The following is a 19,122-nucleotide window of genomic DNA, read 5'->3' on the forward strand; positions in this document are numbered from 1 at the left end:
TCCGTGTCGTTCCGGGGGTCCGGAACGACAATCCAGGGGGGATCGCGGTCCGTCAGGATCGCTAGGTTGTCGTGGTGTTCCCACAAGGAGGTCGATCGATGGCACGCCTGTTCGGTACCGACGGGGTCCGTGGCCTGGCCAACGCCGAGCTGACGCCGGAGCTGGCCATGGCGCTGGCCGCCAGCGCCGCCCGCGTGCTCGCCGCGCACGACCGCTCGCACCGGCCGGTCGCGGTCGTCGGCCGCGACCCGCGCGCCAGCGGCGAGATGCTGGAAGCCGCGGTCGTGGCGGGCCTGACGTCCGCCGGGGCCGACGTGCGCCGCGTCGGGGTGCTGCCCACGCCGGCCGTCGCCTACCTGGTCGGCGCGCTCGACGCCGACCTCGGCGTGATGATCTCCGCGTCGCACAACCCGATGCCCGACAACGGCATCAAGCTCTTCGCCGCGGGCGGGCACAAGCTCCCCGACGGCATCGAGGACGAGATCGAAGCCGGCCTGTCCGCCGACGCCGTCCGCCCGACGGGCGCCGGTGTGGGGCGCGTCACGGACGTCGAAGACGCCCTCGACCGCTACGCCGCCCACCTGCTCGACGCCACCCCGCACCGGCTGGCCGGGCTCAAGGTGGTCGTCGACTGCGCCAACGGGGCCTCGTCGGCCGCCGCACCCGAGGTCTACCGCCGCGCCGGGGCCGAGGTCGTCGCGCTGCACGCCGACCCGGACGGCATCAACATCAACCAGCACTGCGGCTCCAACCACCCGGAGAAGCTGCGCGAGGCGGTCGTCGCCCACGGTGCCGACCTCGGCATCGCGCACGACGGCGACGCCGACCGCTGCGTGGCCGTCGACTCCGCCGGCGAGCTCGTGGACGGCGACCAGATCATGGCGGTCCTGGCGCTCGCGCTGGCCGAGTCCGGCGAGCTGACCAAGGACACGCTGGTCGCGACCGTGATGAGCAACCTCGGCCTGCACCTGGCGATGAAGGCGCACGGCGTCACGGTCGTCACGGCGGCGGTGGGCGACCGGTACGTCCTGGAGGAGCTGCGCTCGGGCGGCTTCGCCCTCGGCGGCGAGCAGTCGGGCCACGTCGTGCTCCCGGCCCACGCCACGACCGGCGACGGCCTGCTGACGGCGTTGCGCCTGATGAGCCGCATGGCCGAGACGGGCAAGTCCCTGGCCGACCTGGCGGCCGTGATGAACCGCCTGCCCCAGGTCCTGGTCAACGTCCCGGTGGCCGACAAGGCCGCGGTGGCGGACTCGTCCGAGGTCCGTACCGCCGTCGGCGAGGTGGAGGCCGAGCTGGGCGAGGAAGGCCGGGTGCTGCTGCGCCCGTCCGGTACCGAGCAGCTGGTCCGCGTGATGGTCGAGGCCACGGCCCAGGCCACGGCGCAGGCCGCGGCCGACCGGCTCGCCGGGGTCGTTTCAGCGGTTTCCTGACGCGAGGGTGACCACGGCCTTCTCGAGGCCGTGGAAGACCGGGTGGGTCTTCCAGCGCACTTCGCCCACCCGGCACTCGCCGCCGAGCAGCTTCGCCAACGCGCCCAGCGCGATCTCGCCCTCGGCCACCGCCACGCCGGAGCCCGGGCACGCGTGGCGGCCCAGGCCGAACGGCAGCCCGTCGGCCAGGGAGATCGCCACCGGGCCGTCCGGGCCGAACCGCAGGACGTACCGGGCCGGGCAGATCGCCGTCACCAGCTCACGCACGGGCCGCGGGCCCGAAGCGAGTTCCAGCCCGGCGCAGGCCAGGAAGTTCAGTGAGTTCTCGTACGCCGCGTGGGCCAGCACCACGGCGTTGATCACCAGTTCGTCCTCGTCGAGCCGGCCGGCCGCGTGGGCCGCCCGCAACGCCGACAGCCCGCCGGGCCCGGCCGGGGTCCGGCTCAGCTGCACCGCGAGCCGGAACGCCGCCGCCTGACCGGCCCGGTCCGCGCCGCCGAAGACGTCGAGGTTCGCCGTCGTCGCCTCCAGGCGGTCGAGGAAACCGTCGTCCAGGTCGATCCCGAGCACCGCCGACGTCACCAGCCCCGCCACCGGCCGCGCGAAGTCGCGCACGAGGTCGAACGCCGGCCCCAGCCCGGCCACCACGTCCTCGATCGACGCCCGCAGGGCAGCCGGGAACGGCTCCAGCCCGGCGATGATCTCCCGCAGCACCGCGCGCACCCGGGTGTGATCTTCGCCGTCGCGCAGCAGCACGCTGGGCGAGCCCGCGCCGGGATCCGACGTCAGCTCGGGCGACCGCAGGGCCCGCGCGCACGCGTCGCGGCCGGAGACCACGGCGATGCCGTGCCGTTCGAACTCGTCCATCGCTTCGACACCGTAGGGCAGGATGGGCCCGTGCCGCCCGCAGCAGTCCCGGAAGACGTCCTGGCCACGCCGTTCACGGACTACTTGCTGCGCAACGCCCTCGAAGACCGGCCGGCCTTCACCTGCCGCACCTTCCCGGGCCCCACCGACCACACGCTGACCTGGCCGCAGGTGCTGGCCCGCGTCCGCGGGGTCGCCCGCGAGGTGCGGCGTGTCACCCGGCCAGGTGACCGGGTGGCGATCGTCGCCCGGCAGGACCTCGGCTACGTCACCGCCTTCCTCGGGACGCTCTACGCGGGCCGCGTCGCGGTGCCGCTGTCCGTCCCGACCGGCCGCACCGGCCGCGCCCGGGTCGGGCCGGCCTTCGCGGACGCCACCCCGGCGGCCTGCCTGACCTCGAAGAACCTCGTGGACAAGCTCCCGCCGGTGACCGCGCTCGTGATCGAGGACATCGCGGACGACGCCGCCGAGCCGCCCGCCGCCGTGGCGATGACCGATCCCGCGTACCTGCAGTACACGTCCGGCTCGACGCGCCACCCGGCCGGCGCGGTCATCTCGCACCGCGCGCTGGTGGCCGCCTGCTGGCAGACGACGCGGTGCTACCACGCCGACGCGTCGACCCCGCTGGCCGGCTGGGTGCCCTTCTTCCACGACATGGGCCTGGTCCTGCTCATCGGCACGCCCGTCTTCCTCGGCTCGCGGTCGGTGTTCTGCACGCCGATGGAGTTCGTGCGCGACCCGCTGCGCTGGATCCGGCTGCTGGCCGAGCTGCCGGGCGTCGTCAGCGCCGCCCCGAACTTCGCCTTCGACCTGGCCGCCGAAGCGGCGGGCGACCTCGAAGCCGTCGACCTTTCGCGGGTGAACTCGCTGCTCAACGGCAGCGAGCCGGTCCGCGCGGCCACCGTCGAGGCCTTCGAGCGGGCCTTCGCCCCCTTCGGGCTGCCGCGGGCCGCGCAGAAGCCGTGCTACGGCCTGGCCGAGGCGACCGTGTTCGTCACCAGCGCGGGTGACGAGGGGCCGACGATCACGGCGTTCGACGGCGAGCCGCGCGTGTCGGTGGGGCGGCCCTTCGGCCAGCGGATCCGCATTGTCGACAAAGAGATCCAGGTGTCCGGCCCCAACGTCGCCGACGGCTACTGGGGCCGGGACGACGTGCTCGCCCCGGACGGCTGGCTGCGCACCGGCGACCTCGGCTTCGTCCACGACGGCGAGCTGTACGTCACCGGACGCCTCAAGGACCTGATCATCGTCGACGGCCGCAACCACCACCCGCAGGACATCGAGGCCACCGTCGAAGCCGCGCACCCGAGCATCCGGCGCGTGGCCGCCTTCGCCGTGCGGGACGGCCACGGCGAAGGCGTCGCGGTCGTCGCCGGGTGCGCCGCGCCGGACGAGGCGGTCGAGACGGCCGTGCGGCGGGCGGTCTCGGCGGGCCACGACCTGCCGCTGCGTGCCCTGTGGCTGGTGCGGCCGGGCGAGGTGCCGCGGACCTCCAGCGGCAAGGTCGCCCGCGCCGCGGCCCGCGAGCGCTGGTGGGGCGAGAATGAGCGCCATGGCTGACCCGGGCACCTACGTCGACGAGATCCGCCGGATCATCAGCTTCGCGCTGGAGATCCCGCCCGAGCGGCTCACCGAGACGACGCCGTTCGACGACCTCGGCATGACGTCCCGGCAGCGGATCCAGCTGCTGTCGCGGGTCGAGGTGACCTACGGCGTCTCGGTCGACATCGACGAGCTCGACCGGCTGGTGGACATCCGCGGTGTCGCCGAGGTGATCGCCGAGGCGGTCGCGGCGCAGCACGCGCACGAGTAGGTCCCGGCCGGGTGCACTTGGCGGAAGCCCAGGTGAGCCGCCCGGGTGAACGCTAGACTCTGTGTGCATCTGCGACGGCACCGATTGGTGTCCGGGCGCGTCACAGTCCCGGAACGCAAGAGGGACCTGTGGGATCGAAGGGGGCAGCGACCATGCCGAACGGGTATGAAGCAAGTTCGGAGGCGATGACGCGGGCGCAGGTTCGCCTGGCGGATGTCGCCGACGACCCGGCGAACGAAGCGAAGAAGGTCGCGCCGACCGCGATCGTCGCCGTGGACTTCGGTCGCGTGCACCAGGAGAGCTTCGGCAAGTACAAGGCCGGGATCGACGAGATCGGCGCGGGCATGACCGGGCTGTCGAACGCCCTCCTGAACCTGGGCAGCGGGATCGGGTCGGCCGGCGCCAAGTACACCGCGCAGGAAGCGAACGCCGGCGCGCAGGCGAACCAGGCCGGGGGTAACCGCTGATGGCCGAATGGGCTGACATCAAGAAGGTCCTCGACGACCCGAACGTCTCGATGGAAACCAAGTCCAAGCTGATGGAGGAATACAGCGAGGACACGATCAACTTCAATGACGAAGAAGAGGCGTACGCCGCCAAATACATCGAGAACTACACCGACAGCGTCAGCATCAACGACGACTGGCTGCCGGGGTCGTCGTCCGACGTCGACGAAGCGCTGAAGGAAGCCCAGCAGGAAGCGGCGGCCAAGAAGCAGGAACACGATCGCGACACCGCCCAGCGTGACCAGGCGAAGAAGAACCTCGACGGCATCGCCGCGCCGACGCTCGGGGCCGGCGCGAAGAGTTCCGACGAGCAGCTCGACCAGGGCAACGTCGCGGTCGACATGCTCGCGAAGTGGACCGACGAGGTCTGGAACAAGTTCGGCGGCAAGAAGGATTCCCAGAAGGAGCTCAAGGACAAGTTCCACGAGAACCGGGGGATCCAGTATCAGAAGTTCCTCACCGACGCCGACGACCTGAGCAAGGCCCACAAGGTCGTCGAGGAGGCGCTCGCCAAGAGCGACACGGAGCTCCAGACCCTCTTCGACGCGTGGAAGGGCAAGGGCGCCAACGCCGCGGAGATCAAGTACGACGAGTCGATCAAGCCGCACGCCAAAGAGCTTTCGCAGCAGATCGACGGGGCGGCGAAGCTGATCCCGCAGACCGTGACGCAGGTTTACACCGCGGTCAAGAAGAAGGTCGACGAAGTCCTGCAGCTGCACCGCCCGGTGATCGCCGAAGCCGACATCCCGATGGCCAAGGACGTCCTCAAGATCGCCAACGGCGAAACCGAGGAGTTCGACGACTTCATGAAGGTCGCCGGCTGGATCGACGCGGTCAACGCGAAGAACGGCAACAACTCGAACCTCGCCGAGCGCCTGCAGAACGACGACGGCTGCTTCAACGACGAGAACATCGAATACGGCCGGAACGTCTGCCGCTACTGGCGCGACGGTGCGTTTTCGAAGGAGTACAACAGCCTGATCACCGCGTTCGACGGCTCCTGCAAAACCGCCAAGGACACGATCGACCAGCAGTTCGGCGCGCTGGCGCGGTACATGGACGGCTACCGCAACCAGCTGACCGAAGCCAAGAACGAGGGCGGCGGCAACACCGGGAACACCGGGAACACCGGGAACACCGGCAACACGGGGAACACCGGGAGCACCGGCACCGGCAGCACGGGCAGCACCGGGTCGGGCAGCACCGGCAGCACCGGGAGCGGCTCCACGACGCCGTCGGCGGTCGAGCCCCCGAAGGCCGAGGAGCCCGCGAAGCCCGAAGAGGGCAAGAACCCGATCACCGGGAAGCCCCTGGAGGTCGACCCGGCCACCGGGGAGCCGTACCCGATCGACCCGAAGACCGGCGAAGCCATCAAGGACACCGACGACACGGACACGGTCTCGGTCAAGAAGGGCGACAACACGATCACGATGTCCGAGCCCGACGCGCAGGGCAAGCAGGACATCTCGGTGGACGACGGCCAAGGCCACAAGAAGGACTACCACCTCGACTGGGGTGACGACGACAAGGCCGAGGCGGGCAAGGACGGCGCGGCCAAGGACGGCGACAAGGCGACCTTCGGGCCGCAGGGCAGCCAGCAGGCGGTGAAGGAGGGGCAACCCTCCGCGGACGGCTCGTACAAGCCGGGCCCGGACGGCAAGATCCACATCCAGGACGGCAACCTCAAGATCACCGCGGAGCGGCCGGAGGGCCCGGACGGCCCGACGATCGTGACGGTCGACGACGGCAAGGGCGAGCCGACCACCTACACCCTGGACGAGAAGGACGACCCGAAGGCGGGCGACCTCAAGGCCGACGGGCTCAAGGCGGACGTCAAGCCGGTGGCCGACGGCGTCGGCGCGGACATCCGGCACGACCCGAACGCCGAATCCCCGCTGACGAAGGATCCCGCCCCGGCCAACCCAGACCCGGGCTTCACGCGCAGCGAAGGGGCCTCGGGTGGCGGCGGCGGGTTCAGCGCGCCCGGCGGCTTCGACGGCGACCTCGGCGGCGGCAGTGTCGGGGCCGAGCCCGCGGTGGCCACGGCCGACGCGGGTGCCGGCGCCGGCGCCGCTTCCGGTGACGCGACGACGACGGCCGGGGCGAGCGACTTCGGCTCGGCCGTCACCGGCGGCGGGTCGCCGGACTTCGCCGGCGCCGTCTCGCTCGACCCGGGTGCCCACACGGGCAGCGACGCGTCACTGCCGATGTCCGACGGCGGCGGCGGGCTCGGCGCCACCCCGGTCGACCCCGGGATGCACCAGGCCGCGGCGAGCTCGTCGAGCATGAGCGGGATGTCCGGCATGGGCGGCATGGGGATGATGGGCGGCATGGGCGGCGCGCCGGGCGGCGGTGGCGGCGACCAGCAGCGCGGCGCCAGCCAGTACCGCATCGAGGGCGGCGTGTTCGAGACCAGCGGCGCGAAGGGCCGGATCAGCGGCTCGCTCGACGACGAGGGTGACCGTTCGATCCGGTACGACCGGTGACGAGGGCCGAGGAGGGCCGATGACCAGCGCCGAAGACCGGTACCGGGCGGCGGTTTCGACGATGGAAGCCGCCGCGCGCGAGCAGGACGAGCAGCGGGGGCTGCGTGAACGCCGGCTCGCCGAGGCCCAGCAGCAGGCCCGCGAGGGCATGCAGAAGGAGCTGGCCGCCGCGCAGAAGTACGCCGAGCACATGGACGAGCTCAACAAGCGCAAGCAGAGCGCGGGCGGCTGGGCGACGGAGAAGACGCTGGCCGACAAGTCGCGTGAGTCGCTGATGGAGTTCGGCGTCCACGACGAAGAGGCGGACACCGGCTACACGAACTACCCGACGCCGAGCTACGGCACTCCGGCGGCCGCAGTCCCGCCGCGCCCGGAACCGGCGCCGGAACCGCCGGCCGCCGCGCCCGAGCCGCCGCGGCGTGGCCGCCACGCGCGTCAGCCCGACGACGAGGACGACTTCTCCAGCACGAGCTGGCTGGTCTGAGTCCGCGAAGAGCCCGTCCGCGTCAGTGGGCGGGCTCTTCCGCACGCTCGATGGGGGCGCGCTTGACGTCCGCCTCGAGCAGGGGCCGGTACTTGTCGGTGCCGGTCAGGTGGGTCAGGAAGAACGCGGTGAACAGCGCGCGCGTGAGCTGCTGCGTCCCGCGGTGCGGCTTGCCGTGCATGATCAGCTGCGACCAGTGCTTGCCTTCGGTGACGCCCAGGTGGGACGCCTTGCCGAGGAACCGCAGCTGGACGTCGTCGCCACCCCAGGCGCCGACGATGGCTTCGGCGTGCGCGACGGCGGGAGCGACGAGGTCGCCATCGGCGGCGAGGTGCAGACCGGGCACGGTGATCGCCTTCGCCGACTCGGTGGCGGGCGGGAGCGTCTGCGCCGCGGTGATGGTGGCGACGGCCTTGATCCGCTTGCTCTGGGCTTCCTGAGCCGCGGCGAGAACGGCGGAGCCGCCGCCGGTCGAGTGGCCGGCGAGGCCGAGCTTGGCGGGGTCGACGCTGATGCCGTCGGGACCGAGCCGGACGGTGGTGACGACGTCGAGGGTGGTCAGCAGGTCGGCGGCGAGCAGCCGGTGCGAGGGCAGCGGCCCCCGTTGAGTGGCCGGCGCGGCGGCGACGATGCCCCAGCTCGCAAGGTGGCGCAGCAGCCCCCGGTACCGGTCGGGCGGCTGCAGCCAGCCGTGCCCGAAGGCGACGGCGGGCAGCCCCAGCCCGGCCCGCGGCGTGAACACCACGCCGGGCAACCCGACCAGGGCGAGGTTGCCCCGCAGGACCTCGTGCGGACCCGGGTGCGTCAACTCCGCGAGCAGCTGTTTGGGCTTGCTGGCCATGGCCGGAACCCTACTGTGCGAGCCCGCCCACGGCTCGCCCGCCACCCCGCCCCCACGCAACCAACGCCACATTGGGGTGATCGGGACGAGCGCTCGGTGCACCGCATTGGTTCGAACCACCGGGACCACGTCAGCGCAGGTCGAAGGCCGTTCGCCCACCCCGTCAACCCGCTGAATGTCCCTCGTTAGGCTGGTGCGCGTGTGTGGAATCGTGGGATATGTCGGGCACCGCCCGGCTCTGGACGTCGTCCTCGGTGGGCTCCGGCGCATGGAGTACCGCGGTTACGACTCCGCCGGTGTCGCGGTCCTCGACGGCGCCGGCGCGCTGACCGTCGAGCGCAAGGCGGGCCGGCTGGCCAACCTGGAAGGCCGGCTCGACGAGGTCGGCCGTGAGCGCTTCGGCGGCACCGCCGGCATGGGGCACACCCGCTGGGCCACCCACGGCGCGCCGATCGACCGCAACTCGCACCCGCACCGGGACGCCTCGGAGCGCGTCGCCGTCGTGCACAACGGCATCATCGAAAACTTCGCCGCCCTACGCGCCGAGCTCGAAGCCGACGGTGTCGAGATGGCCAGCGACACCGACACCGAAACCGCCGCCCACCTGGTGGCCCGCGCGTACACCGAAGGCGACACCAAGGGCGACCTCACCGCCAGCGTCGCCGCCGTCTGCCGCCGCCTCGAAGGCGCGTTCACGCTGGTCGTCACGCACGCCGACCACCCGGACACGATCGTCGCCGCGCGCCGGTCGTCGCCGCTGGTCGTCGGGGTCGGCGACGGTGAGCACTTCGTCGCATCGGACGTCGCCGCCTTCATCGAGCACACCCGCGAAGCCGTCGAACTCGGGCAGGACCAGCTCGTCGTCATCACCCGCGAGGGCTACGACGTCCTCGACTTCCACGGCGACGCCGCCCAGGCCAAGCCCTTCACGGTCGACTGGGACCTGAGCGCCGCCGAGAAGGGCGGCCACGAGTACTTCATGCTCAAGGAGATCGAAGAGCAGCCCGAAGCGCTGGCCAACACGCTGCGCGGGCACTTCGAGTCCGGCCGGATCATCCTCGACGAGCAGCGCATCTCCGACCAGGACCTCCGCGACGTCGACAAGGTCTTCGTCGTCGCCTGCGGGTCGGCCTACCACTCCGGCCTGGTCGCCAAGTACGCCATCGAACACTGGACGCGGCTGCCGGTCGAGGTCGAGCTGGCGTCCGAGTTCCGCTACCGCGACCCGGTCCTCGACCGTGACACGCTGGTCGTCGCCGTGTCCCAGTCCGGTGAGACGGCGGACACGCTCGAAGCCGTCCGGCACGCGCGGGAGCAGAAGGCCCGCGTCCTCGCCGTCTGCAACACCAACGGCGCGCAGATCCCGCGTGAGTCCGACGCCGTCCTCTACACCCACGCCGGGCCCGAGATCGGCGTCGCCTCGACCAAGGCGTTCCTCGCCCAGATCGCGGCCAACTACCTGGTCGGCCTGGCGCTGGCGCAGGCCCGCGGCACGAAGTACCCGGACGAGGTCGCCCGCGAGTTCGCCGAGCTGGAGGCCATGCCCGCGGCCGTCCAAAAGGTACTGTCCACTGTGGAGCAGGTGCGCGACCTCGGCCGGCGGATCGCCGACTCGAAGGCGATCCTGTTCCTCGGCCGCCACGTCGGCTTCCCGGTCGCCCTCGAAGGCGCGCTGAAGCTCAAGGAACTCGCGTACATGCACGCCGAGGGCTTCGCCGCCGGCGAGCTCAAGCACGGCCCGATCGCGCTGATCGAAGACGGCCTGCCGGTCGTCGTCGTGATGCCGTCGCCCAAGGGCCGCGCGGTGCTGCACTCGAAGCTCGTGTCGAACATCAGCGAGATCCAGGCCCGCGGCGCCCGCACGATCGTCATCGCCGAGGAGGGCGACGAGACGGTCCGGCCGTTCGCCGACGAGCTCATCGAGGTCCCCGCGGTGCCGACGCTGCTGCAGCCGCTGGTGTCCACCGTGCCGCTGCAGGTGCTGGCCGCGGAGATCGCCCGCGCCCGCGGGTACGACGTCGACAAGCCGCGTAACCTGGCGAAGTCCGTCACCGTCGAGTAAGCCGGGGGTCGCCGCCGTGCAGGGAATCTGGACCACGGAACGGATTCGCGAAGCGGAGGGGCGGGCGTTCGCCGTGACGCCGGAAGGCGAGCTGATGCGGCGAGCGTCCTTCGGGCTCGCGGTGCACCTCGCGGACTTCCTGGACGACCACACCGGCGGTGTCTCCGGCCGCCGGGTCGTCCTGCTGGTCGGCTCCGGCGACAACGGCGGCGACGCGCTCTGGGCCGGCGCGTTCCTGCGCCGTCGCGGAGTGGCCGTGACGGCGATCCTGCTCAAGCCCGAGAAGGCCCACGCCAAAGGACTCAAGGCGCTCAAGCGCGCCGGCGGCCGCGCGGTGCCCGCCGCGGACGGTCCACAGTGGATCGCGAAGGCCGACGTCGTGGTCGACGGCATCGTCGGCATCTCCGGCCGGGGCCCGCTGCGCCCGGACGCGGCCCGGCTGGTGGCCCTGGTCGAGGCGCCGATCGTCGCGGTCGACCTGCCCAGCGGCGTCGACCCGGACACCGGCGCGGTCGATGGTCCCGCGGTGCGGGCAGCCAAAACCGTCACCTTCGGCGCGCTCAAGCCGGTGCACGCGCTCGCGCCCGCCCACTGCGGCGAGGTCGTGCTGGTCGACATCGGCCTCGAACTGGAGAAGCCCGACCTCCAGCGGCTCGACATCGTCGACGTCGCCGCCGCCTGGCCGGTCCCCGGTCCCGAAGACGACAAGTACAGCCAGGGCGTCGTCGGCATCGCGGCGGGCTCGGCGACGTACCCGGGCGCGGCGGTGCTCGCGGCGGGCTCGGCGGTCCGCGCGACCTCGGGCCTCGTGCGCTACGCGGGCCACGCGGCCGACGTCGTCCGCGCGCAGTGGCCGGAGATCATCGCGACGGGCACGGTCGCGGACGCCGGCCGCGTCCAGGCCTGGGCGGTCGGCCCCGGCATCGGCACCGGCTCCGAGGGCCGCGACGTCCTGCGGTACGTGCTCGGCCAGGGCGTCCCGGTCTGCGCGGACGCCGACGCCACGACGATCATCGCGAAGACCCCGGACGTCCTCGACGCCCGCGACCCGGACACCCCGCTGGTCCTGACCCCGCACGCGGGCGAGTACGAGCGCCTGATGGGCCGGGCACCCGGAAAGGACCGGGTGGCCGCCGCGCGTGAAGCGGCGAAGAAGTACGACGCGGTGGTGCTGCTGAAGGGCCACTGCACGGTGATCGCGGCCCCGGACGGCCGGACCGCGGTGAACACCCCCCGCGGCGCCTGGCTGGCCACCGCGGGCTCGGGCGACGTCCTCTCGGGCCTGGTCGGCGCCCTCCTCGCGGCCGGGCTGGACCCCTGGCTGGCCGCGGCGGCCGCCGCGAACGTCCACTCGCTGGCCGGGGCGATCGCGGCCCAGAACGCGCCGACCTCGGCCTCCGGCCTGGTCCACGCCATTCCCGGGGCCATCCGCTCGATCCGCTCGCTAACGTCCCGAGAAGTCTTATCGAGTTCTCTGTTAACTTCGCGCGGCAAATCTGGTAAGAAGTCCGTGTGAGCGGCGGCACAGTACCCGGAGACCGGAAGACCCGGCCGTCCGATGCCGTCGTCGAACAGCGGCGGCAGGACATCCTCGACCACGTCATCGAGCAGGGCGAAGCCCGCATCGACGATCTGACGTCGAGGTTCAAGGTCAGCCTGATGACCATGCACCGCGACCTCGACGACCTGGCCGAACGCCGCCTTCTCCGCAAGCTCCGCGGCAAGGTCGAGGCCTACCCGGCGCTCACCATCGAGACCGCCGCCCGGTTCCGCGACACCCTCCACCACGGGGAGAAGGACGCCCTCGGCGCGGCCGCCGCGAAGCACGTCCAGCCCGGCCAGACCGTCTTCGTCGACGACTCCACCACCCTGCTCCCGCTGGTCAAGCGGCTCGCCGAGATCGACGCCCTCACCGTCGTCACCAACTCGCTGCACGCCGCCCGCCTGCTCGGGCCGAAGGTCGACGTCGTGCTCGCCGGCGGCCGCTACAGCCACGAGTACGACTCCTGCGCCGGGCCCGAGGTGCTCAACCTGCTCGACTCGATCCGCGCCGACGTCTCGTTCGTCTCGGTCACCGCCGTCGCCGTCGGGCGGCTCTTCCACCCGGACCGCGACTACGCCGAGCTCAAGAAGGCCGCGCTGAAGGTCGCGAACCAGAGCGTCCTCGTCGTCGACCACTCGAAGTTCGGCCGCACCGCCACGTACGCGCACGGCGACGTCGGCGACTACGACCTGCTGATCACGGGTGAGTTCACCCCCACCGAGGAGATCGAGGCCGCGCTCAACGCGGGCACCGCGATCGAGATCGTCGAACACGTCGCAGAGGGGCAGCCCTATGACAGCTGAGCTGGTCGCCGGCATCGACTCGTCCACGCAGTCGACCAAGGTCGTCGTGTGCGACGCCGAAACCGGCGAAATCGTCCGCACCGGCCGCGCGCCGCACCCCGACGGCACCGAGGTGCACCCCGACGCCTGGTGGGACGCCTTCCAAGAGGCGACCAACGGCGTGCTCGACGGCGTCAAGGCCATCGGCGTCGGCGGCCAGCAGCACGGCATGGTCACCCTCGACGAAGCCGGTGAGGTCGTCCGGCCCGCGCTGCTGTGGAACGACACCCGGTCCGCGCAGGCGGCGCTCGACCTCATCGACGAGCTCGGCGGGCCGTCAGCCTGGGCGAAGTCCGTCGGCTCGGTGCCGGTCGCGAGCTTCACCGTCACGAAGCTGCGCTGGCTGGCCGAGCACGAGCCTCAGCTCGCCGACCGCGTGGCGCGTGTGCTGCTCCCGCACGACTGGCTGACCTGGAAGCTCACCGGCGGCGACCCGGTCACCGACCGCGGCGACGCCTCCGGCACCGGCTACTTCTCGCCGTCCGACAACGCCTACCGCCTCGACGTCCTCAGCCACGCCTTCGGCGGCCGGACGCCGGAGCTGCCCACCGTGCTCGGCCCGGCCGAAGCGGCCGGCCACACCCCGGACGGCGTGCTCGTTTCGGCCGGCACCGGCGACAACATGGCCGCCGCGCTCGGACTCGAGCTCAAGCCCGGCGACGCCGTCGTCTCGCTCGGCACCAGCGGCACCGTGTTCGGCGTCGCCGAGACCGGCGCGGCCGACGTCAGCGGCGAGGTCGCCGGGTTCGCCGACGCCACCGGCCGCTTCCTCCCGCTCGCCTGCACCCTCAACGCCGCCCGCGTCCTGACCGCGACGGCCGCGATGCTCGGCGCGACGCTCAGCGAGTTCGACCGGCTCGCCCTGGCCGCCGAGCCGGGGGCCGGCGGGCTGACGTTCCTGCCGTACCTCGACGGCGAGCGCACCCCGAACCTGCCCGGCGCCACCGGCTCGCTGGCCGGGCTGACCAGGGACAACATGACCCCGGAGAACCTCGCGCGCAGCGCCGTCGAAGGCATGCTCTGCGGCCTGGCCGCCGGCCTCGACGCGGTGCGCGCGCACGGCCTCGACGTCCAGCGCGTGCTGCTGATCGGCGGGGGCGCGCAGTCGGCCGCCGTCCGCGCGGTCGCGCCGCTGGTGTTCGGGGTGCCCGTGCAGCTGCCCGAAGTCGCCGAGTACGTCGCGCTCGGCGCGGCGCGGCAGGCGGCGTGGGCCCTCGCTTCCAGTGCGGAACCCCCGTCCTGGCAGGAGAACCAGAAGCTTCGGCTCGAGCTGGACGAGCCGACCGAGGCGCAGCGCGCCGAGGGCCACCGGATCCAGCAGCGCCACCTCGAAGCCCGCGAAGCGGCTTACGGGGTCCGGCGGAATCTCGGAGAGGACTGACCGATGGCTTCCATCACCTACGACAAGGCGACCCGCCGCTACCCGGGTGCCGAGCGGCCCGCGGTCGACGCGCTGGACCTGGAGATCGCCGACGGCGAGTTCCTCGTGCTGGTCGGCCCGTCCGGCTGCGGCAAGTCGACCAGCCTGCGCATGCTGGCCGGCCTCGAGGACATCGACGAAGGCGCCGTCTGGATCGGCGACCGCGACGTCACTCAGCTGCCGCCGCGTTCGCGCGACATCGCGATGGTGTTCCAGAACTACGCGCTGTACCCGCACATGACGGTCGCGCAGAACATGGGCTTCGCGCTGAAGATCGCCGGCCGCCCCGCGTCCGAGATCAAGCAGAAGGTCCTGGAGGCGGCGAAGCTGCTCGACATCGAGCAATACCTCGACCGCAAGCCGAAGGCGCTCTCCGGTGGTCAGCGCCAGCGCGTCGCGATGGGCCGCGCGATCGTCCGCGAGCCGCAGGTCTTCCTCATGGACGAGCCGCTGTCGAACCTCGACGCGAAGCTGCGTGTGTCGACGCGTACGCAGATCGCCGCGCTCCAGCGCCGCCTCGGCGTCACCACGGTGTACGTCACGCACGACCAGGTCGAGGCCATGACGATGGGTGACCGCGTCGCGGTGCTGTCGGACGGTCTGCTGCAGCAGTGCGACACCCCGCGCGCGCTGTACGACAAGCCCGCAAACGCTTTCGTCGCGGGCTTCATCGGCTCGCCGGCGATGAACCTGGTGACCGCGAAGCTGACGGCGGACGGCGCCGAGCTGGGCGGCGGCAGCGTGCCGCTGACCCGCGAGGTCATCGCGGCCGCGGACGGCGACAAGGTGACCCTCGGCTTCCGGCCGGAGTCCCTCGAGGTGACCACCGAGGGCGACAGCTCGGTGCCGATCAAGGTCGACCTGGTCGAGGAGCTCGGCTCGGACGCGTACGTCTACGGCAAGCTGGCCGAGACGGACGCCGAGGGCACGAAGTCCAACATCGTCGCCCGCGTCGACCCGCGCACGCCGCCCGCCATGGGTGACACGGTCCACCTGCGGATCCGGCCGGACGAGCTGCACGTGTTCTCCGCCACGTCCGGGGCGCGCCTGCCCTGACCTCGGGACATGGGAAACTGGAAGGCGCCATGTCTTCCAGTTTTTCCCATGAACGCAGCCCCAGGGCGCAGGTCGACATCGACCTCGACGCGATCCGCCACAACCTCACCCTGCTGGGCGCCCGCGCGCCCGGCGCCGAGGTGATGGCCGTGGTGAAGGCCGACGCCTACGGCCACGGCGCGCTGCCGGTGGCGCGCGCCGCGGTCGAGGCCGGGGCGTCCTGGCTGGGCACCTGCTCGCTCGGCGAAGCCCTCGCCCTCCGCGAGGCCGGGATCACCACGAGGCTGTTCAGCTGGCTGGACACCCCGGACGTCGACTTCGCGCCGGGCATCGAGCACGACATCGACCTCGCCGCCAGCTCGCTGGGTGAGCTTCGCCGCATCGCGGCCGCCGCGAAACCGGGTACCCGGGCTCGTGTGCACCTCAAAATCGACACCGGGCTCTCGCGCAACGGCTGCCCGCCGTCCGCCTGGGCCGAACTGGTCGAAGCGGCGGCCGCCGAACCGCGGGTCGAGGTCGTCGCGATCTGGTCCCACCTCGCGTGCGCCGACGAACCCGGGCACCCCTCGATCGACCTGCAGGCCAGGCGCTTCGCCGACGCCTACGACGCCGCGCGCGCGGCCGGGCTCGACCCGCTGCGGCACCTGGCGAACTCCGCGGCCCTGCTCACCCGGCCCGACCTGCACTTCGACGTCGTCCGGCCCGGCATCGCCATGTACGGGCTGAACCCGGTGCCGCAGGCCGAAGACCTGCGCCCGGCCATGACGTTCCGGTCCGCGGTCGCCCTGGTCAAGCGCGTCGAAGCCGGCGAATCGGTGTCCTACGGGCACACCTGGACGGCGGAGCGGGACACGAATCTCGCGCTCGTCCCGGCCGGGTACGCCGACGGTGTGCCCCGCAGCTTGTCCGGCCGGATGGACGTCTGGCTGGGCGGGCAGCGGCGGCCGGTCGCCGGGCGGGTCTGCATGGACCAGCTGGTGGTCGACTGCGGCGACTACGCACCGGCCGTCGGCGACGAGGTCGTCCTGTTCGGCGCGGGGACGCACGGCGAGCCGACCGCCCGCGAATGGGCCGGCAAGCTGGGCACCATCGACTACGAAATCGTCACCTCGATGTACCGCCCGCGGGTGCGGCGCCGGTATCTGGGGACGAGCGAGTGACACCTTCACGACGACTGCTGGCCATCGCCGGCGGGGTCGGGGCCCTGGCCACCGGCACCGCCGCCGCCATCGCCGTCGCCGCGCAGCAGCGGCGGCACAGTGAGGATCCGTACGTGGACGAGCCGCTGGGGGAGCTGAAGCCCGACCGCACTTCGACGGTCGCGGCCGAGGACGGCACGCCGCTTTCGGTCGAGGAGATCGACCCAGAAGACGGCGGCGAACCGGAACTGACCGTCGTGGGAGTCCACGGCTTCGCGCTTTCGCGGCGCTGCTGGCACTTCCAGCGCCGCGACCTGGCGAAGCTGAGGCTGCCGCGCGTGCGTCAGGTGTACTACGACCACCGCAGCCACGGCCTGTCCGGCGCGGCGTCCGCGGAGACGTCGACCATCGAGCAGCTGGCGCGCGACCTGGACTGCGTGCTGCGGTCCGTGGTGCCGGACGGGCCCATCGTGCTGCTGGGGCACTCGATGGGCGGCATGGTGATCATGGAGCTGGCCGCCGAGTTCCCCGAGCTGTTCGAAGACCGCGTGTGCGGGGTCGCCTTCATCGCGACGGCGGCGGGCGAAGTCGGGGCACGCGGGTTGCCGCGTTCGCTGCTCTCGAAGTACAACCCGCTGACGCGCGCCGCCGGCGGTCTCGCCGGCTGGCAGCCGGGGCTGGTGGAGTTCGTCCGCGCGGCGGGCGGCCAGCTGACGCGCCAAGCCGTGCGCCGGCTGGCGTTCGGCAGCCGCGACGTCGCTCCGCGGCTCGTCGACTTCATGCTCGAGATGCTGGAAGTGACGCCGGTCCGCGGGCTGGTCAACTTCATCGACACGCTCGGCAGCCACAACCGCTATGCCGCGCTGGCCGGCCTGAAGCACGCGGAAGTGCTGGTCGTCGGCGGCGATTCGGACCGGTTCACGCCGTTCTCGCACGCCGAGCGGATCGCGGCCGAGCTGCCCGACGCGGAGCTGGTCCGCGTCCGCGGCGCCGGCCACATGGTCCAGCTCGAGCAGCCCGAGCTGGTGAACAGCCATCTGATCGATCTCCTGCAACGCTGTTCCGGTGTGGACGGCGTGACCTCGTCCCGGCGAACCTGGTGGTGGCAGCGTTGAGTTTCGTGTTCCCGACCCCCGAAGAGACCATGGACTTCGGGCGGGCGCTCGGCCGCGCCCTGCGGGCGGGTGACCTGGTCCTCCTGGCCGGCCCGCTGGGCGCGGGCAAGACGACGCTGACCCGCGGCATCGCGGACGGCCTCGGCGTCGGCGGCCGGGTCAGCAGCCCGACGTTCGTCCTGGCCCGCGTCCACCCGGCTGGTGCTGCCGGTGTCCCGCTGGTGCACGTGGACGCGTACCGCCTGGGCGGGGACCTGTCGCAGCTGGACGACCTGGACCTGGACACGGACCTGGAGCGCTCGGCGATCGTGGTCGAGTGGGGCGAGGGCTCGGCGGAGCGCCTGTCGGACGACTACCTGGTGGTCCGCCTCGACCGGCGCGAGGACGACTTCCGCGAGATCACCCTCGAACCGCACGGCACCTGGGCCGACCGGGTTCCGGACCTGGTGCGGGCGTAGGCCCGCACCAGGTAGCCGCGCTCAGCCGCCGTTGTACTGCCGGTAGGCCGGTGCCCGGAACGTCCTGGTGCCGGCGCCCGCGATCTTGTCCACCGCGCGCAGGAACTTCGGCCCCATCTTCGCGGTGGCCTGCCGGACCGGGTGCGTGGCCCCGAAGTCCTCCGGGTTCGCCTGGCCGTGCGCGAACATCGAGTAGATCACCACCGGCTTGCCCGCGGCGTCGAACATGATCCCCGCCTCGTTGCGGCCGTCGTTCAGCCAGCCCGCCTTCGTGGCGATCCTCGCCCGGTCGACGGACGACATCTCGCGGCGGACACCGTCGGTGAACGCCACCTGCGACCGCAGGATGGACAGCAGGTACTCCGTCGACGCCGGGCTCAGCAGTGTGCCCGCGACCAGCGCCTTCAGCAGGTCGTGGGTCTCGCGCGGAGTGGTCTTGCCGAGGAAGTAGCGGTTCGGGTTGGCCACCGGCGTGACCTGGGTCTTGGGGAAGCCCTTGGCCACCAGGATCTCGTTGATCTCGGCCGCCGGGACCACGAGTCCCACCAGCCGGACGCACGTGTCGTCCGAAACCGTGAGGAACAGCGACAGGACGTGCCCCAGCGTGAACGCGCTCGGGTACGCCTTGTCCAGGATGATGATGCCGTCGCCACCCGGCACGACGATGCTCGCCGGCACCTGGACCTGCTGGTCCAGCGTGAGCAGGCCACGGTCGATCTTGTCCATCAAGGTGACCGCGACGGCCACCTTGTTGACGCTGTACGCCTCGACGATCTCGTCGGACGCCACGTCGACGGCCACCTGGCCGGCCACGCTGATGTAGGAGTTCCAGATGCCGCCCGCCTCGGCGGCCGCGTCGTCGTAGACGCGCTTGACCTTCTGCCTGGCCAGGTCCGGCGTGGCCGGGCTGGCCTCGATGTCTGCTTCCTGCGCGTACGCGGGAGAGCCGGCCAGAATGCTTCCGGCGGCGACGGCGGTTCCCAAACCGAACGCCGCGCGCCTGTTGAGTCGATACCCCATCGCAAGATCCAACCACGGACCTCGTGAGTGAGAAACA

Annotated in this window: 17 protein-coding genes; 14 read left to right on the top strand and 3 right to left on the bottom strand. The window is 72.1% G+C overall.

Translation table 11 applies throughout. The features are described 5' to 3' along the window. Window positions 1–98 precede the first annotated feature (98 nt). Window positions 99–1,433 carry a phosphoglucosamine mutase gene (gene glmM / locus I4Q55_RS12840; RefSeq protein WP_206787679.1) on the top strand — a complete coding sequence of 445 codons (1,335 nt, stop codon included), beginning with the start codon at window positions 99–101 and terminating at the stop codon, window positions 1,431–1,433. Here glmM and I4Q55_RS12845 read toward each other — a convergent pair. Next, on the bottom strand, window positions 1,419–2,300 hold the full coding sequence (locus I4Q55_RS12845) for a cytochrome P450 (RefSeq protein ID WP_206787680.1): 882 nt from the start codon (window positions 2,298–2,300) through the stop codon (window positions 1,419–1,421). The two genes, glmM and I4Q55_RS12845, sit on opposite strands and share 15 nt — an antisense overlap. Before the next feature lie 30 nt (window positions 2,301–2,330). Between I4Q55_RS12845 and I4Q55_RS12850 the strand changes: the two genes are divergently transcribed. The 5 genes from I4Q55_RS12850 (at window position 2,331) to I4Q55_RS12870 (ending at window position 7,589) form a co-directional block, all read left to right on the top strand. Next, window positions 2,331–3,860: a fatty acyl-AMP ligase gene (locus I4Q55_RS12850; protein WP_206787682.1), complete on the top strand. Its 1,530-nt coding sequence runs from the start codon at window positions 2,331–2,333 to the stop codon at window positions 3,858–3,860. Beyond that, on the top strand, window positions 3,853–4,113 hold the full coding sequence (locus I4Q55_RS12855; protein WP_206787684.1) for an acyl carrier protein: 261 nt from the start codon (window positions 3,853–3,855) through the stop codon (window positions 4,111–4,113). Before I4Q55_RS12850 ends, I4Q55_RS12855 begins: the two co-directional genes overlap by 8 nt. A gap of 152 nt (window positions 4,114–4,265) precedes the next feature. Then, the gene (locus I4Q55_RS12860) at window positions 4,266–4,580 is read left to right on the top strand and encodes a hypothetical protein (protein ID WP_242545873.1); all 315 of its coding nucleotides are present in this window, start codon (window positions 4,266–4,268) and stop codon (window positions 4,578–4,580) included. Continuing rightward, window positions 4,580–7,105: a WXG100 family type VII secretion target gene (locus I4Q55_RS12865; protein WP_206787686.1), complete on the top strand. Its 2,526-nt coding sequence runs from the start codon at window positions 4,580–4,582 to the stop codon at window positions 7,103–7,105. The genes I4Q55_RS12860 and I4Q55_RS12865 overlap by 1 nt, the downstream gene beginning before the upstream one ends. A gap of 19 nt (window positions 7,106–7,124) precedes the next feature. Continuing rightward, window positions 7,125–7,589: a hypothetical protein gene (locus I4Q55_RS12870; RefSeq protein ID WP_206787689.1), complete on the top strand. Its 465-nt coding sequence runs from the start codon at window positions 7,125–7,127 to the stop codon at window positions 7,587–7,589. A gap of 22 nt (window positions 7,590–7,611) precedes the next feature. Here I4Q55_RS12870 and I4Q55_RS12875 read toward each other — a convergent pair whose 3' ends face one another. Next, window positions 7,612–8,430 carry a dienelactone hydrolase family protein gene (locus I4Q55_RS12875; RefSeq protein WP_206787692.1) on the bottom strand — a complete coding sequence of 273 codons (819 nt, stop codon included), beginning with the start codon at window positions 8,428–8,430 and terminating at the stop codon, window positions 7,612–7,614. Window positions 8,431–8,629: 199 nt separating this feature from the next. Here I4Q55_RS12875 and glmS point away from each other — a divergent pair, with 199 nt between their 5' ends. Genes glmS through tsaE form a run of 8 tightly spaced genes read left to right on the top strand, consistent with a single transcriptional unit; the run spans window position 8,630 to window position 18,065 of the window. Continuing rightward, window positions 8,630–10,492 (top strand): glutamine--fructose-6-phosphate transaminase (isomerizing), encoded by a 1,863-nt coding sequence (gene glmS / locus I4Q55_RS12880; protein ID WP_206787701.1) that lies wholly within the window; start codon window positions 8,630–8,632, stop codon window positions 10,490–10,492. Window positions 10,493–10,508: 16 nt separating this feature from the next. Continuing rightward, window positions 10,509–12,008 (top strand): NAD(P)H-hydrate dehydratase, encoded by a 1,500-nt coding sequence (locus tag I4Q55_RS12885; protein ID WP_206787702.1) that lies wholly within the window; start codon window positions 10,509–10,511, stop codon window positions 12,006–12,008. Further along, entirely contained in the window at window positions 12,005–12,838 is an 834-nt protein-coding gene (locus tag I4Q55_RS12890; RefSeq protein ID WP_206787704.1) for a DeoR/GlpR family DNA-binding transcription regulator, read from the top strand. Before I4Q55_RS12885 ends, I4Q55_RS12890 begins: the two co-directional genes overlap by 4 nt. Beyond that, window positions 12,828–14,258: a xylulokinase gene (xylB, locus tag I4Q55_RS12895; protein WP_206787706.1), complete on the top strand. Its 1,431-nt coding sequence runs from the start codon at window positions 12,828–12,830 to the stop codon at window positions 14,256–14,258. The genes I4Q55_RS12890 and xylB overlap by 11 nt, the downstream gene beginning before the upstream one ends. Window positions 14,259–14,261: 3 nt before the next feature. Beyond that, a complete protein-coding gene (locus tag I4Q55_RS12900; RefSeq protein ID WP_206787708.1) occupies window positions 14,262–15,353 on the top strand; it encodes an ABC transporter ATP-binding protein in 1,092 nt (363 codons plus the stop codon). A gap of 29 nt (window positions 15,354–15,382) precedes the next feature. Then, window positions 15,383–16,513 carry an alanine racemase gene (gene alr, locus I4Q55_RS12905; protein WP_206787710.1) on the top strand — a complete coding sequence of 377 codons (1,131 nt, stop codon included), beginning with the start codon at window positions 15,383–15,385 and terminating at the stop codon, window positions 16,511–16,513. Next, a complete protein-coding gene (locus tag I4Q55_RS12910; protein ID WP_206787712.1) occupies window positions 16,510–17,607 on the top strand; it encodes an alpha/beta fold hydrolase in 1,098 nt (365 codons plus the stop codon). Before alr ends, I4Q55_RS12910 begins: the two co-directional genes overlap by 4 nt. Next, window positions 17,604–18,065: a tRNA (adenosine(37)-N6)-threonylcarbamoyltransferase complex ATPase subunit type 1 TsaE gene (tsaE, locus tag I4Q55_RS12915; protein ID WP_206787721.1), complete on the top strand. Its 462-nt coding sequence runs from the start codon at window positions 17,604–17,606 to the stop codon at window positions 18,063–18,065. Before I4Q55_RS12910 ends, tsaE begins: the two co-directional genes overlap by 4 nt. A gap of 21 nt (window positions 18,066–18,086) precedes the next feature. On the opposite strand, the gene I4Q55_RS12920 is transcribed toward tsaE, so the two are convergent. Next, window positions 18,087–19,049, bottom strand: a complete 963-nt coding sequence (locus tag I4Q55_RS12920; protein WP_206788090.1) for a serine hydrolase — start codon at window positions 19,047–19,049, stop codon at window positions 18,087–18,089. Window positions 19,050–19,122: the final 73 nt, after the last annotated feature.

Source organism: Amycolatopsis sp. MtRt-6, from assembly GCF_017308975.1.
In the GTDB taxonomy this organism is placed as follows: domain Bacteria; phylum Actinomycetota; class Actinomycetes; order Mycobacteriales; family Pseudonocardiaceae; genus Amycolatopsis.

Excerpts from the sequence above, each read along its gene's own strand:
- I4Q55_RS12855 (WP_206787684.1), top strand. The coding sequence starts at position 3,853 with ATGGCTGACCCGGGCACCTACGTCGACGAGATCCGCCGGATCATCAGC.
- I4Q55_RS12860 (WP_242545873.1), top strand. The coding sequence starts at position 4,266 with ATGCCGAACGGGTATGAAGCAAGTTCGGAGGCGATGACGCGGGCGCAG.
- I4Q55_RS12900 (WP_206787708.1), top strand. The coding sequence starts at position 14,262 with ATGGCTTCCATCACCTACGACAAGGCGACCCGCCGCTACCCGGGTGCC.
- I4Q55_RS12865 (WP_206787686.1), top strand. The coding sequence starts at position 4,580 with ATGGCCGAATGGGCTGACATCAAGAAGGTCCTCGACGACCCGAACGTC.
- glmM (WP_206787679.1), top strand. The coding sequence starts at position 99 with ATGGCACGCCTGTTCGGTACCGACGGGGTCCGTGGCCTGGCCAACGCC.
- I4Q55_RS12875 (WP_206787692.1), bottom strand. The coding sequence starts at position 8,430 with ATGGCCAGCAAGCCCAAACAGCTGCTCGCGGAGTTGACGCACCCGGGT.
- I4Q55_RS12870 (WP_206787689.1), top strand. The coding sequence starts at position 7,125 with ATGACCAGCGCCGAAGACCGGTACCGGGCGGCGGTTTCGACGATGGAA.
- alr (WP_206787710.1), top strand. The coding sequence starts at position 15,383 with ATGTCTTCCAGTTTTTCCCATGAACGCAGCCCCAGGGCGCAGGTCGAC.
- xylB (WP_206787706.1), top strand. The coding sequence starts at position 12,828 with ATGACAGCTGAGCTGGTCGCCGGCATCGACTCGTCCACGCAGTCGACC.
- I4Q55_RS12845 (WP_206787680.1), bottom strand. The coding sequence starts at position 2,300 with ATGGACGAGTTCGAACGGCACGGCATCGCCGTGGTCTCCGGCCGCGAC.